Origin of the sequence: Clostridium uliginosum, assembly GCF_900112485.1 — a bacterium.
Lineage (GTDB): Bacteria > Bacillota > Clostridia > Clostridiales > Clostridiaceae > Clostridium > Clostridium uliginosum.
On sequence record NZ_FOMG01000047.1, the window covers coordinates 1 to 14,552 of the forward strand.

Annotated in this window: 10 protein-coding genes; 2 read left to right on the forward strand and 8 right to left on the reverse strand. The window is 27.3% G+C overall.

Features of this window, described 5'->3' with window-relative positions; genetic code table 11:
* Positions 1–119: 119 nt before the first annotated feature.
* Positions 120–1,196 (reverse strand): DUF4179 domain-containing protein, encoded by a 1,077-nt coding sequence (locus tag BM027_RS17150; protein WP_090094405.1) that lies wholly within the window; start codon positions 1,194–1,196, stop codon positions 120–122.
* 4 nt (positions 1,197–1,200) lie between these two features.
* On the reverse strand, positions 1,201–1,755 hold the full coding sequence (locus tag BM027_RS17155) for a sigma-70 family RNA polymerase sigma factor (protein WP_090094406.1): 555 nt from the start codon (positions 1,753–1,755) through the stop codon (positions 1,201–1,203).
* A 781-nt stretch (positions 1,756–2,536) separates the two neighbouring features.
* Between BM027_RS17155 and cloSI the strand changes: the two genes are divergently transcribed.
* Complete coding sequence (gene cloSI / locus BM027_RS17160; RefSeq protein WP_090094407.1) at positions 2,537–4,099, forward strand: clostripain; 1,563 nt, start codon at positions 2,537–2,539, stop codon at positions 4,097–4,099.
* A gap of 415 nt (positions 4,100–4,514) precedes the next feature.
* A complete protein-coding gene (gene adc, locus BM027_RS17165) occupies positions 4,515–5,255 on the forward strand; it encodes an acetoacetate decarboxylase (RefSeq protein WP_090094408.1) in 741 nt (246 codons plus the stop codon).
* A gap of 394 nt (positions 5,256–5,649) precedes the next feature.
* Here adc and ctfB read toward each other — a convergent pair whose 3' ends face one another.
* The 6 genes from ctfB to BM027_RS17195 form a co-directional block, all read right to left on the reverse strand.
* On the reverse strand, positions 5,650–6,315 hold the full coding sequence (gene ctfB, locus BM027_RS17170; protein WP_090094409.1) for a butyrate--acetoacetate CoA-transferase subunit B: 666 nt from the start codon (positions 6,313–6,315) through the stop codon (positions 5,650–5,652).
* The gene (gene ctfA, locus BM027_RS17175; protein ID WP_090094410.1) at positions 6,316–6,969 is read right to left on the reverse strand and encodes a butyrate--acetoacetate CoA-transferase subunit A; all 654 of its coding nucleotides are present in this window, start codon (positions 6,967–6,969) and stop codon (positions 6,316–6,318) included. It abuts the gene before it with no gap.
* Positions 6,970–7,063: 94 nt separating this feature from the next.
* Positions 7,064–8,473, reverse strand: coding sequence for an aldehyde dehydrogenase family protein (locus BM027_RS17180; protein WP_090094411.1), 1,410 nt, complete (start codon positions 8,471–8,473; stop codon positions 7,064–7,066).
* Positions 8,474–9,210: 737 nt separating this feature from the next.
* Complete coding sequence (locus tag BM027_RS17185) at positions 9,211–10,773, reverse strand: P-loop NTPase family protein (RefSeq protein ID WP_090094412.1); 1,563 nt, start codon at positions 10,771–10,773, stop codon at positions 9,211–9,213.
* A gap of 256 nt (positions 10,774–11,029) precedes the next feature.
* A complete protein-coding gene (locus tag BM027_RS17190) occupies positions 11,030–12,304 on the reverse strand; it encodes a hypothetical protein (protein WP_090094413.1) in 1,275 nt (424 codons plus the stop codon).
* Positions 12,305–12,675: 371 nt separating this feature from the next.
* The gene (locus BM027_RS17195) at positions 12,676–14,238 is read right to left on the reverse strand and encodes a P-loop NTPase family protein (RefSeq protein ID WP_090094414.1); all 1,563 of its coding nucleotides are present in this window, start codon (positions 14,236–14,238) and stop codon (positions 12,676–12,678) included.
* Between the last annotated feature and the right edge of the window lie 314 nt (positions 14,239–14,552).

Consider the following 14,552-nt stretch of genomic DNA (forward strand, 5'->3'; position numbering starts at 1 on the left):
TAAATATTTTAAAGTATATTATTCCAAAACTACCAACTGATTATGTAAAAAAACAGCAGATAATTTTGTTTTTACACAAAACTATCTACTGTCCCTTTATTTCATATGAAAAATGTACCTTATTTTAATTGTGACAAATCTATTGTAAATTCATCTCCAGTTTTTTTATATTCACCATCCATTCTACCACTTTTCTCTGGATATTTAGCAGCATAAGGAGTTAGAGTTAATGTTTTTGCATTTTCATTAAGATTTCCATGGATATTTTCTATTTTAAATAATGCTCCCTCTTTCCAACCATGAGATATATAAAATTCAACTTCGTTACCTAAATCATCAGTTCCTTTTAAACTTACGTCATATGTTGATTCCATTTGAAAATTAGATATTGAGGCATACATTTTTTGACCTAAAGAGTTATCTGTGTACTTTTGCAGAGTATACTCTGTACCATTTTCAAGTGTAAATTTATTGTCAAGAGCTATTTCCTTAGTATCTACTTTTAGTTGATCTCCATTAGTATTAAATTCAAATCCCCAATTCTCATCTTTTTTATTAATATCTTCATTCTCTCCAACTGGTGAACATGAAAGTTTTATATCTAAATCTCCACTTAAGTCTTGCTTTCCTAAATTATATGTCAATACTGTTTGAATTGTATAGTCATCAATACTCCTAGAGCCCCCACCATTTCCAGTATTTAGTTCTTTACCATTTATTGAAATACAATTAAATCCATGCCACCCCTTATCAACTTTGCTAAGTTTTTCATCATAAACCTCACTTAGTTTTTTATCATAAGTTACATTATATGAAACGGTCAATTCCTGTCCATCTAATATAACTTCATTTAATTGAACTGTTACTCCATTGTTACTTATAGCTTTATTTATAACAGTCTTATAATCATCTAAATTCTTTTGTATTCCCATAAAACTGCCAATTTCTTGTATCCCAGCTATTTTTAACACCCTTGTTAATGCTTCTACCCCAGTATTTGTTCCAAATAATATAACTGTCAATGCTATAACCACACCTGCTACAACCATACTTCTTTTATGCGATTTCTTTTTGGAAATTGATTTTTTAAAATTGGCTTTTATATTTTTCTTTTCTATATCATTAAAATCTTCTTTTTTATAATCATCTATATTTATATCAGCTTCATTTAACATAGTGTATATATCATCTTTCATATTATTACCCCCTACTTTCTAAAAGCTTAAATATTTTTTGTATTCTTTTCTTTCCTCTAGATAACCTATTATAAATAATATCTCTTTTAATCCCTGTTTCTTCACTTACATCATTGATTTCTTTTTCCTCAACATATAATTTATAAAATAAATCTCTATCTTTTTCTTTTAAGCAATTTAGCATTTCCTCAATATCATCATCTAATTCATTGTTGATAATATCTTGATGAGTAGTATCTGGAACACTTATATTTAAGTCATCTATATTTTCATACTCTAGACCTTTTAGATACTTTCTCTTATAATCAATACATTTAAATTTAGCTATTCCAGCCACCCAATTCTTAAATTCTCCTTTACTTTCATCAAAACTTTCACTATTATTCCAAATTCCAAGAAGTATATCATTAATACATTCATCTTGAGTGCTTTTCAAATTATAAAGATGCTTATTTACAATGGATTTAATAATCCATCCATAATTATCAATAACATAATCTAATGCTTTTTCATTCTTATTTCTTAATTGAAAAATTAAATTTCCTTCTTCAATTTTCATTTTCACCCTTCTTTCTAAAACAAGCTTGCATTTACTATATATGTTTAACTTAACAAGGAACAATGTAAGATATAATTTAGGCACATTAAAGAAAATAACAAGTCAAAGATGCGACGTATATTTTGTATGATGGCAAGGAGATGAAATCATCTCATAGCAGGCTATGGGATGATTTTACCGACGTGAGTAGAGAACCAAAATCTATGATTTCGTGTGAATCACTTACTCAGCGAGTGTATACGAGTCGAGCTTCCTTATGACTCAAAATAGACTAGAATACTGACTTGTTATTTATTTTAATGTGCCTTAGATGTATAAACTTAATTAAAACATATATTGATTTATCCCTTACACTTAATACTTCGTTTATTAATTTAATATATCTATCAATAATTTAAATAAAATGTATAAATTTATTTAATAACGCAATTCAGAACCAATTTATTGATTTTATAAACTTAAAATCAATAAATAAAATAATTAGTATTTAAATATATACCAACTTTTCTTATTTTTTCCTTTTATTTCATAATTTTATATTCTATAATATTATTAAACAAGATTAGGCACATGAAAGAAAATAACAAAACAAAGATGTGTTGTATTTATCAATCTTGTTTGATAATATTATAATTTCAATTAATTACCTATAATATAGTTTCTGCAGATACTTTAGGTGAAAATTTAAGTTAACAAAAAAATAATCTAGAACTAAAATAATAATTTACATTTTTATTAAACTGTCAGTTAAATCTTATTATATTGAAAAGGAGATTACATTATGATTAGTAAAAAAGTTACTTTATTTACTTCGTCTATATTTTTAGCTACTTCTTTATTTAGCTTTACACCAATAAAATCATTTAATAATACTTGGACCAATGTAGCTAATGCAGCAACATCTACAGCTGAGACATCAGACAAAAAATTAACAGTTATGGTTTATAGTGATGCAGATAATAATTTAGAAAACAGTTTATTAGAAGATATTCAAGAAATGAAAAATGGATATGTAGATAATCCAAACTTAAACTTAATTGTTTTAGTTGATAGAAACACAGGTTATTCTGATGATTCAAGTGTGTTTGGAGAAGATTTTTCAGACACAAGAATGTACAAAATCGAAAAAAATAAAGCAGTTAGAATTGATGGTAGTGATGAATTTCCTGAAATAACCAAAACCAGTGACTATGAGGCAAATATGGGAGATGGACATACCCTAAAAAAATTTATAAATTCTTGTAAATCTCAATATCCTGCTGACAAATATGCACTTATTATTTCTAACCATGGTGGTGGTGCAAGAGAAGATAAGTCTTTAGAAGAACCCAAAGATCCAAAAGCTGTATGTTGGGATGAAACAGATGATAATGATTGCTTATATACTGCTGAAATATCAGATACATTAACTAAAGATCAGTCTGTAGATCTATTAGCTTATGATGCTTGCTTAATGGGAACAGCAGAAGTTGCATATCAATATAGACCTGGAAATGGTGGATTTTCTGCAAATGTTATGGTTGCATCACCACCTGTAGTTTGGGGCGCTGGATATGATTATGAAAAAATATTTAGTCGTCTTAAATCTGGTGGAGGAAATAATGGAAAAATAGATTCAACTTTAGGCGGAAAAGAAAAATATTTTGATCCATCTACAGTTACAGCTCTTGAGCTAGGAGCAATAATGGTTGAGGCCCAACGAGATTCTGTTAACTCTGCTAATATCAAAAATCAAGTTTTAAGTTGCTATGATCTTAAAAAGATAGAAGCTGTAAAAAATTCTGTGGATAAACTTTCTGTAAGTTTATGGAATGAAAATAAAAAGGCTGATATAGAATATCTTAGAGGAAGTGATAAAAATGTACGTTTAATTAATTACTTCAATCAAAACAGCAAAACCGAATGGTTAATTTATCCTTATTTTGACTTATATGATTTATGTAAAAGTATAAATGCAAGCAATAATTTTAGTGATAATATAAAAGGTTTAGCCAAAAATGTAATGAAAAATGTGGATGATATGATAGTTTATTCATATGGTGGAAGTAAATTTAAAGGATTTACAGAAGGCAAAAATGGCTTAAGTATTTTTCTTCCAGATGGAAATAAGCTCTACAAAGATCAATATTCAAATACAAGTTTTCCGTGCTGGAAAGGTCAAAGATGGTATAATTCAATAGATACAACTACTCTTCAACCAGATTATTTATATGGTAAATTAAGCTGGTGTAAAGATGGACAATCCTCTGAAATTAATAATGTTGGCAACTGGTTTGAACTTTTAGACTGCTGGTTTGATAAGACAAATACTAAAACTGGTGGTCTTAACGGATACCAATGGTAGAACTCAGATAAAAATATACGTTCAATGGAAGTTTAAGTTATGGGATAAACTAACCTAAATAAGGAGAAAGTGTTCGTTTCGCTTGCCGATTAATTGGCTGAGGGTTTCTAACACTTTCCCCTTATTTCTTCGTTTATTGCTTAACTTAAATATATTTAAAAATATATCTATACATAAAACATAGCCTTACGCTTAACTTATTTTACTAATTTAGTGGTCGTTTTTACTTTTTATGTATAAAGTGTTATAATTTAGAAATATAGAGGTGATTTATAATTTATAAAATATACCAGTGTTCAATTACTCACCAATCCAAACTTTTTTAGCAGTGGGAACATTAAACACATAAGAAATTACAAAATAAAAGGCTATGTTTCAAAACATAACCAAATAAAAAAAAGAAGGCGAATCTTTTATGTTGCAAAGTGAAGTATCCAAACAAATTACAACACCACTTACTGCTCCAGCATTCCCTAAAGGACCATATAAGTTCCACAATAGGGAGTACTTGAACATAATATACCGTACTGACATGGAGGCACTTCGAAGAATAGTGCCAGAACCTTTAGAATTAGATGAACCACTAGTTAGATTCGAAATGATGGCTATGCCCGATGTGACTGGATTAGGATCATACACTGAATGTGGACAGGCTATTCCGGTACAATTTAATGGAATTAAAGGTGATTATTTGCATATGATGTACTTAGATAATCATCCTGCTATTGCTGTTGGTCGAGAAATTAGTGCCTATCCTAAGAAACTTGGTACTCCAAAATTATTTGTTGATTCAGATACATTAGTGGGTACATTAAAATATGGTTCCTTACCAGTTGCAACTGCTACAATGGGTTATAAACATGAACCTTTAGATATTAAGGAAGCATATAATCAAATTTCTCGTCCTAACTTTATGCTTAAAATTGTACAAGGTTATGATGGAAAGCCAAGAATTTGTGAGATTATATGTGCACAGAATAAGGATATTACCATACACGGAGCATGGACTGGTTGTGCACGACTACAATTATTTAGTCATGCATTAGCTCCTTTAGCTGATTTGCCTGTGCTAGAGATTGTATCTGCATCACATATTCTTACAGATTTAACTCTAGGACCTGCTCATGTTGTGCATGATTATCTTTCAAGTAATTAAATTAAAGTTTATTTAAAACAAAGCTAAAATTAAAATAATCAGGTACCTATAATTTGCTAATAATAGCAGTAGGTATCTGATTACAGATGTTATAAAATAAAACCATAATAATTACTTAAATTAGTTATTATGGTTTTTTATAAGTTGTCAAAATTTAATTTCATTGAATAAATAAAACAAATCTCAATATTTTGTTATATATATGTTGCAATATAAATCTTTCATAAAACCAAGCCACTATTGGCTATTTTTATATAGATTCTTTTCTACAACATATATATTAAAATTATTTTTTTGTTAAAATACATTTGGGAAATTATTAGATATTAATCGTCCGTAGGTAACGGTTAGGAATATTATTTATAAGGATATCTTAAATACCTATTATAAATTTTTATATAGCCATACGCCTTATCTCATCTGGAATAATTAAATCCGCTTCTGTTAAAGATTTAATTTCATCAATTGTTGTATATTCATTAATTTCTTTTAGGAGTAGCCCTTTATCTGTCACTTCAATTACACATAATTCTGTAACAATTAAATTTACTTGTGATTTTGCAGTTAATGGTAATCTACACTTTTTAAGAATTTTAGGTTTTTCTTTTCCAGTATGCTGCATTGCCACAATTACCTTTTTAGCACCTGTTACTAAATCCATAGCCCCCCCCATTCCAGGTACCATTTTACCTGGAATAATCCAATTAGCTAGACTTCCTTCTTCATCTACCTCTAAAGCTCCAAGTACAGTAACATCAACATGTCCACCTCTAATTAATGCAAAAGACATAGAACTATCAAAAAATGATGCCCCCGGTAATGCTGTTACACATTGTCCTCCTGCATTTATTATATCTGTATCTTCATACCCTGAAGTTGGTACCGCTCCCATACCAATCATTCCATTTTCAGATTGAAAAACAACATGCATTTCTTTTGGTACATAATTTGCTACCAATGTTGGAAGTCCTATACCAAGGTTTACAAGCTGTCCTTCTTTTAACTCCTTTGCAACTCTTTTTGCAATTATTTGCTTTGCTAATTTACTATCTTTAATCAACTAAATTACCTCCTTTATTATATAATTTACTAATACACCTGGAGTCATTATATCTTCTCTATTTAATTCTTCACATTTCACTAAATTTTCTGCTTCCATTATTACAGTGTCTGCTGCCATCGCAATATAAGGATTAAAGTTTTTTGTAGTTGCTCTATAGCAAGTGTTTCCAAATTCATCTACTATGCTTCCTTTTACTAATGAAACATCTGCCTTTAATGGAAGTTCCAATAAATATTCTTTACCATTAATTGAAATCTTACGTTTTCCCTTTTCTACGATTGTCCCTATCCCTGTGGGAGTTAATACACCACCTAGACCAGATCCTGCCGCACGAATTCTTTCAATTAATGTTCCTTGTGGAGAAAGTTCTACTTCCATTTCACCAGTATTCATTCTTCTTCCAGTTTCAGAATTGGTTCCAATATGCGAAGCGATTACTTTTTTCACTTGGCCATTTACAATTAGTTTGCCTATACCTTTATCTGGAAATCCAGTATCATTTCCAATAATAGTTAAATTTTTTATATTCAATTTCACCAACATATCAATTATATTTTCAGGTGTCCCACAATCTAAGAAACCACCAATCATAATTGTCATTCCATCTTTAAAAATAGATTTTAAATCATCAAGTTTAACTATTTTATTCATGTTAATATCTCCTTCTTTTTAAGAGTGTACAATGCTTTTTAGAAATTTAAGCTACTGAATCAATGCAATAAAATGCATTGACCCTATTAAAGAGTTAACCAGCAAGTACACATCTTCTTTGTCTTGTAAAGTTCCTTGCAGAAGTTATACCTTCACCTGTAGGTCCTGCAATAGTAAAAGTGGTAAAGCCTTCTGCACCAAAACCTACTCCAGCAAAAGATTTAGCATTCTTTACAAAAATAGTTGTATCTATTTCTTTTTCAAACCTATTTAAGTTATCTATATTTTTTGAATACATATATGCACTGTGTCTTTTTCTTTGCTCTGCCATTTTTGCACATTCTATGGCATTATCAATGTCTTTAACTCTTACAATAGGAAGTATTGGCATCATAAGCTCTGTCATTACAAAAGGATGGTTTGCATCTACCTCACATATTATGCATCTAACATTATCAGGTGCTTTTACACCTATTTTATCTAAAAATAATTTTGCATCTTTTCCTACCCATTTTTTATTTATAGTATATTCTGAGTTTTCATCATTTTTCTCTAATACTAAATCTAATAATCTTGATACTTGATTTTTATTTAAAAGCACAACATGATTTTCAAGCATATTATCTATTAAATCATTTGCTACATTTTCAAAAACAAACACTTCTTTTTCTGCAATACAAGGTAAATTGTTATCAAAAGAACAACCTTCTATAATATTTTTAGCAGCTTTCTTTATATCAGCACTATCATCTACAATTACAGGAGGATTTCCAGCTCCTGCGCCTATAGCTTTTTTACCAGAATTTAAAAGTGTTTTTATTAATCCAGGTCCTCCAGTTCCACATAAAAATTTTATATATGGATGTTTCATAATTACATTTAATGATTCCATAGTTGGATTTTCTACTGTAGTTACTAAATTTTCTGGCCCGTTAGATGTAATGATTGCTTTGTTTATCATATCTACAGCAAAAGCAACACTTTTTTTTGCCCCTGGATGTCCGTTAAACACTACCGCATTTCCAGCAGCTATCATACCTATGCTATTACATATAACAGTTTCAGTTGGATTTGTTGAAGGGGTTATTGCACCTATAACACCATAAGGAGACATTTCTACCAATGTAAGGCCTTGATCTCCAGACCAAGCTGTAGTAGTTAAATCTTCTGTACCTGGAGTATATTTAGCTACCAATTCATGTTTCAATATTTTATCCTCATATCTTCCCATGTGTGTTTCATCTAAGATCATTTTTGATAACGTCTCTTTATTTTCCAATGTGGCCTTCCTTATACTGTTTATAAGCCTTTCTCTATCTTCTTTTTTATAATAAAGATTTAATTGCTTTTGTGCATAAATTGCTTTTGTAATAGCACTTTCAACTTTTTCAAATACTCCTAAATATAACTTCTTATCATTAGATTTTTTTAGTTTGTTACCTCCAATATTTGTTGTTATTTTTAAATTATCTGTTTGTGGTAATACTAATAATTTTTTTTTCATGTTTTTCCTCCTTAATTTGAAATTAATCAACGTCAAAAATTAAATTTATCTCATGGTAAACATTTTATAGATTAGAAAAGTGTTCTTTGAATAACTTTCATCTAAAAATAAATATTGTGTGTGATTATCAAATAGTGTTCCGTTATTATAAGGTTAAGAAGATTATATTTACAGATATGCTAGCAAATTTTAAAATATAAAAAAGTGTTTCTATAATAATGCTGCTGATGGTGAGGTATTAGAAAAAGTTTTAGTAACTCTCAAAGTAGGTTAGTAGTTGTGTTTAATTTTCAAATTGTAAAATTATTGAAAACCTTGTATAAATAGTATATTATCACTAAATTAATCAAAAACAATATCTAAACACAATAAACTTAATAATCATTAATTAAAACGTTAACAAAATAAGAACTAGTTATGTATTTTAATCACATAATTTGTAAATAGTAATTATAAGGTAATTAAAAATAATATCGAATTTTTTGGTTTTTTTGAAAACCTTTTAATAAAAGTCAACAAAAATTGAAATCTTATTTTCATTTATAAGTACAAAAAATAACAGACCAATATGCTTATCTATTTTGGTCTGTTATTAAGAATAATGTACTATATGATATACTTCATAAATTATCCAATAAATTCAGTTTTTTAAAAAGAGCAGTATAATAATACTAAAATATTGTAGATAATATCACTTACTTTTTATTAATTAGATTTACTTTTTTTGTTTTATTTTGCTATACATATACTGCAATTATATTTTTATTATTAACTTTAAGCTTTTCTTCCTTATACTCTTTATTTTTATTAAAATTAAATACAAGCAAATAACCATTATCTAGTTCATGAATATCTAAATAATCACAAAGCTGATTAATTCCTTCTTCATGATATTTAGGGCCTCTCCATATTTTCATCTCAATTATATATTTAAAGTTATTATATATTATTACTACATCCAATCTTTTTTCTTCTGATATTTGAACTTCTTTAAAATCAAAGCCTGTTCCGTTAATTATAGGTTTTATAAAGGCTAGAAATAATAGTCTGCCATGATGCTCTATAAACTCTTCATCCTTGGATGAATATTGTTCTTTCATGAATTGCTGGAATTTTTTAAGAATTTTTTCTATATTTAGTCCTCCATTAGGCTCTAAAAATTCACCTTTGAAATTATAATTATCCATTTTACTATAAGTATTCTCTAATTTTGATACCATATAATTATATATTATTTCTCCAAATATCTTATTAGATATAGCCACTTTACTGCTATTATTTTTAAAATAACCATAGATATTTCCGATTTCAATAATAGGATTATAATTATTAAAACTCTTATCAATTCCTCTCACTATAATATCCTCTATATAATTATATAATTCTTTATTGTTCTCTAAATTTTTAATCAAGGTATCAAACAAAGTGTTTTTTTCTTCTAGAAGTATTTTAACTGCCTTTTGAACATCATTTTCAGTCCAAGTTTCTTTCGTATTCTTCTTTATTTTTTCATCTATAATTTGACAAATTCTACTTACTAAATAAGGATAACCCCCTGTAAAGAAATACAGTTCTTTACTTATAGCTTTTATATCCATATCTACATTATTTTCTTTTGAATATTCATTTAACATAGTAGAAATTTCTCTTGGTGAAAAGCTCATATCAACATCAAAGTCTACAGCAATATTCCAAGGTGAATTATACTTTGCTTCTTCTTCTTTTCTAATTTTTAGCTTTAAACTTTTTACATCATAAAGCCCTGTTAGTATAACAGATTTAAATGTAAAGTCTTTTCCCATCTCTCTTAATAAATACTTATTTCTAAGCATACCTATAAAACTTAAAAACAACTGATTATTAGAGCTTTTATCTACTTCATCTATAAATAAAACAACTTCTTTTGATGCTTCCTCAATAAATTTAGTTATAACCTCTGACGTATTCTCAAGATCATTAACATTTTGACTTAAACCTAAAAGTCTTTCACTTTCTTCCTTATCACTAAACCTTAGAGATGTAATCATTATCTTTAAAAATTTATTACAAAAATCTTTTTCCTCTTCAAATGTACTGTCACCGATACCTTCAAAGCTGATACTTATGACTAAATACTCTTCATTTAATAATTTTTCGAGTTCATTTAAGGTCGTTGTCTTTCCATATTGTCTAGGCTTATTTATAGTAAAATAGAACTCATTATCTATAAGTTCTTTTATTTCTTTAAGTTTATTTGTAATATCTACCATATAGTGTTTTCTTGGAACACAAACTCCTGTGCTATTAAATCTTCTTTTCATAAATAACTATACTCTCCTTGTTTAGGCACATTCAAAAAACAACAGACCTTTATGTTTGTATATTGGGTCTTTTATTTTCTTTAATGTACCTTACTTGTTCTATTAAATAATTATAATAAACTAACTTCACTTGCTTTTAATTCCATATTTTTATTATATCCAATAAAACAAGCTTTAACAACTTAAGGAAGCTGCAAATAAAGAACTAGTAAAAGATTATGATTATTTAATATTTATCTTTTCTATTTCAGAAACCTTATTTAGAAATTTCTACTTCATCCACTATTTTGTATCTATCTACTAGGTTTATATTATTCACAAAATTTAAATCTAATATTTTATCTTTTTCTATATTATTAAATTCTACAACGTATCCAAAATTATCATTTGAATCTTTATAAAAACTATCCTGTTCTAACTCATTTTCTCCAAGATTATAATTTATAACCATATTATTTGCCATTAATAAACTTTCTTTTTCTGAACTTCCCCTGCAATATACTTTTATTGTATTATCATTTCTTTCTATATTATATATTTCGCCCTTACTTCCATCTGAAAATTCAAATGATTTTAAATAACTTATATTATTAATTGTTTGCTTACTAGCTTTTCGTTTTTCATAATATCGATTTTTAAGGTTACCTTTAATTATTTGATTTATTTCATCAGAAGACATATCACAAATTACTGGTATGACACTTATATCTTTTTTATCCTTAACTCTTTCATAAGTGGCTGTTTTTGCTGAATAACTCCCCATTCTTAATTTGTTTTTTTCTGCATCATCTGAATAATAACAACCATCATATTTTGTTTTATACATTCTATCTCCAACTTTTAATATAATAAATGAATTCATTAAATAGCCCGGATTATTCTCTTTATAAAAAAAATCTCTGTAAGGTCCACTATAAAAAATTCTTGTACCCATAGCAGTATATTCTAGTTTATTTAATGTAAAATCAAATTGTGGTACTGGTGTAAATATATCTTTTTCAATTGTATTTTTAAATGATTCTGAAAAGTCTACATAGTCACCTATTCCTACATTAACTTTATAAGCTGGTAATTCTACAGCTACTCTAATATCTCCTTTTTCAGGATATTCTTCTTTATTATTTTCTTCTTCTATAGTAATTAGTAGTATTTTATCATTTATGTAATCATAATGTTTATTAACTCTATTATTGTTATTTCCAAACGTTACTTTAACTATTGAATCCATTAAATTATCATATTTATTTTCATCAAAAGGTTTTTCACTTTCCACTTTAACCATTACTTTTAATTTATGTTTTGTTGCAATAGCCTTATCTAAGGTTACTTTAAATCCATTTTGCTCAACACTCTTATTTATATTAATTAAATAATCTTTATCCTTATAAAGACTTGTATTTTCACAATATGCTGAATTAGTATTTAAATTATCATTAGCTAGAGCAGGTACCTCTAATACCCCTATTATTAACATAAAACCCACAATCCCAAAGATCCGTCCTAAAAGTTTACTTATTTTTCTATTTACCATTAAACTCTCCCCCTTATATAGTTAATTTATTTCGCCTCTCAACTATATATTTTACCATTAATTATGTGTGTTTATAAATAAGATTTAATCTATGCTTACTGTTATAATAAAAAACACTAATAAAAAAGTAAGTGATATTAAATATTGTAGATAATATCACTTACTTTTTATTAATAAGGCATATGAAAGAAAATAACAAGTCCAAAATGTCATGATTATTTTTCATTAGGCAAGGAAGTAGATTGGTCTCATAGTGGTGCTATTAGAACAATCTGCTGACACAGCCTAATAAAAAACAGGCTTGACAGATGGACTTATTATTTAATTGATTATGCCTAAATTAATTAGATTTACTTTTTTGTTTTATTTTGCTATACATATACTGCAATTATATTTTTATTATTAACTTCAAGCTTTTCTTCCTTATACTCTTTATTTTTATTGAAATTAAATACAAGCAAATAACCATTATCTAGTGCATAAATATCTAGGTAATCACAAAGCTGCTTAATTCCTTCTTCATGATATTTAGGGCCTCTCCATATTTTCATCTCAATTATATATTTAAAGTTATTATAAGTTATTACTACATCTAATCTTTTTTCTTCTGATATTTGAACTTCTTTAAAATCAAAGCCTGTTCCGTTAATTATAGGTTTTATAAACGCTAAAAATAACAATCTACCATGATGCTCTATAAACTCTTCATCCTTAGCTGAATATTGTTCTTTCATGAATTGCTGGAATTTTTTAAGAATTCTTTCTATATTTAGTTCTCCATTTTCTTTGATAAACTTTGACTTAATATTGTATAAACTCATGTTACTCGCAGAAGTCCTTATTTTTGATATCATATAACTATAAATTATATCTTCAAATATTTTATTACTTATTTCTAATCTTTCCTTACCTTTTTTAAAGATTCCATAAGTTACTCCTATGCTTATAATAGGATTTAAGGCATTAAAAACTATCTGTTCACCATCTATTAAGAAATTTTTTATTAATTCATAAAGTTCACTATTATTTTCTAAATTTTTTACTATGCTTTCAAATAATGTATTGACTTCTTCATTAATAATTTTAACTGCTTTTCTAACATCATTTTTAGTCCAAGTTTCTTTGATATCCTTTTTAATTTTTTCATCTATAATTTGGCAAAGTCTACTTACTAAATAAGGATAACCCCCTGTAAAGAAATAAAGTTCTTCACTTATAGCTTTTATATCCATATCTATATTATTTTCTCTTGAATACTCATCTAGCATAGTAGAAATTTCTATTGGTGAAAAGCTCATATCAACATCAAAGTCTACAGCAATATTCCAAGGTGAATTATACTTTGTTTCTTCTTCTTTTCTAATTTTTAGCTTTAAACTTTTTACATCATAAAGCCCTGTTAGTATAACAGATTTAAATGTAAAGTCTTTTCCCATCTCTCTTAATAAATACTTATTTCTAAGCATACCTATAAAACTTAAAAACAACTGATTATTAGAGCTTTTATCTACTTCATCTATAAATAAAACAACTTCTTTTGATGCTTCCTCAATAAATTTAGTTATAACCTCTGACGTATTCTCAAAATCATTAACATTTTGACTTAAACCTAAAAGTCTTTCACTTTCTTCCTTATCACTAAACCTTAGAGATGTAATCATTATCTTTAAAAATTTATTACAAAAATCTTTTTCCTCTTCAAATGTACTGTCACCGATACCTTCAAAGCTGATACTTATGACTAAATACTCTTCATTTAATAATTTTTCTAATTCATTTAAGGTCGTTGTCTTTCCATATTGTCTAGGCTTATTTATAGTAAAATAGAACTCATTATCTATAAGCTCTCTTATTTCTTTAAGTTTATCTGTAATATCTACCATATAGTGTTTTCTTGGAACACAAACTCCTGTGCTATTAAATCTTCTTTTCATAAATAACTATACTCCCCTTATTTAGGCACATTCAAAAAAATGACAGGCCAGTATATTGGATCTTTTATTTTCTTTCATGTGCCTTGCTTGTTCCATAAATAATCATAATAAACTAAGTTCACGTACTTTGAATCTCATATTTTTATTATATCCAATAAAACAAGCTTTAACAACTTAAGGAAGCTGCAAGTTTGAGTCAACTAAAAGTTGGCAAGAATCTTATTTAATTTATCATCCATTATTTTACAGCGTGTTTTTATTATTTCCCTACCCAAACTTAATAATTAATTGTAACTAATATCACTAAAACTTTT

Excerpts from the sequence above, each read along its gene's own strand:
- BM027_RS17155 (WP_090094406.1), bottom strand. The coding sequence starts at position 1,755 with ATGAAAATTGAAGAAGGAAATTTAATTTTTCAATTAAGAAATAAGAAT.
- cloSI (WP_090094407.1), top strand. The coding sequence starts at position 2,537 with ATGATTAGTAAAAAAGTTACTTTATTTACTTCGTCTATATTTTTAGCT.
- BM027_RS17150 (WP_090094405.1), bottom strand. The coding sequence starts at position 1,196 with ATGAAAGATGATATATACACTATGTTAAATGAAGCTGATATAAATATA.
- BM027_RS17185 (WP_090094412.1), bottom strand. The coding sequence starts at position 10,773 with ATGAAAAGAAGATTTAATAGCACAGGAGTTTGTGTTCCAAGAAAACAC.
- BM027_RS17180 (WP_090094411.1), bottom strand. The coding sequence starts at position 8,473 with ATGAAAAAAAAATTATTAGTATTACCACAAACAGATAATTTAAAAATA.
- BM027_RS17195 (WP_090094414.1), bottom strand. The coding sequence starts at position 14,238 with ATGAAAAGAAGATTTAATAGCACAGGAGTTTGTGTTCCAAGAAAACAC.
- BM027_RS17190 (WP_090094413.1), bottom strand. The coding sequence starts at position 12,304 with ATGGTAAATAGAAAAATAAGTAAACTTTTAGGACGGATCTTTGGGATT.
- adc (WP_090094408.1), top strand. The coding sequence starts at position 4,515 with ATGTTGCAAAGTGAAGTATCCAAACAAATTACAACACCACTTACTGCT.
- ctfA (WP_090094410.1), bottom strand. The coding sequence starts at position 6,969 with ATGAATAAAATAGTTAAACTTGATGATTTAAAATCTATTTTTAAAGAT.